Here is a 519-nt window from a genome sequence, read left to right on the forward strand (position 1 = left end):
GAAGTTGTAAGTCTCGCTGTACTTGGCTTGTACCTGACCTGTCCAACGTGCTGAGAAGGTATCTGGAGCAATGGTCGAATCTGGAGAACCAAGACCCCAGTCAAAGTTCACCGTCGCATCTATGCGGGTCTTTTTGAGGTTGGTTAAGTCGATGTTGTCGTAGTACTCTGCTGTGAGTCCGTTGCCATTACCACTAGGAGGTACGTCGCTCTGGCTATACAGTTGGGACTGAGGAATGATTTCTTTGGTCTGAGAAGCACTTGACCAAGACAGCTTGGAAACGGCAGTGACGGTATTGTCAAAGTATTCAAGCTTAATATCGTACTTCTGACCTGCAACCAGTGCGATCGAGCCAGTGTTTTCTGTAGGTGATTGATTGACAAACTTATTAATGACTTGCTCACCATTTACCCAGAGTCGCACACCATCATCGCTAGTGGTATAGAAGTTGTAAGTCTCGCTGTACTTGGCTTGTACCTGACCTGTCCAACGTGCTGAGAAGGTATCTGGAGCAATGGT

General features: G+C 47.2%; 1 protein-coding gene. It reads right to left on the minus strand.

The genetic code is table 11. The annotated features are described in order from the left end of the window. On the minus strand, window positions 1-519 hold a 519-nt coding region (locus G1O98_RS38605), incomplete at both ends, for a PA14 domain-containing protein (protein WP_243458681.1).

The sequence above is a fragment of the Nostoc sp. UIC 10630 genome, from assembly GCF_010747425.1.
Lineage (GTDB): Bacteria > Cyanobacteriota > Cyanobacteriia > Cyanobacteriales > Nostocaceae > Nostoc.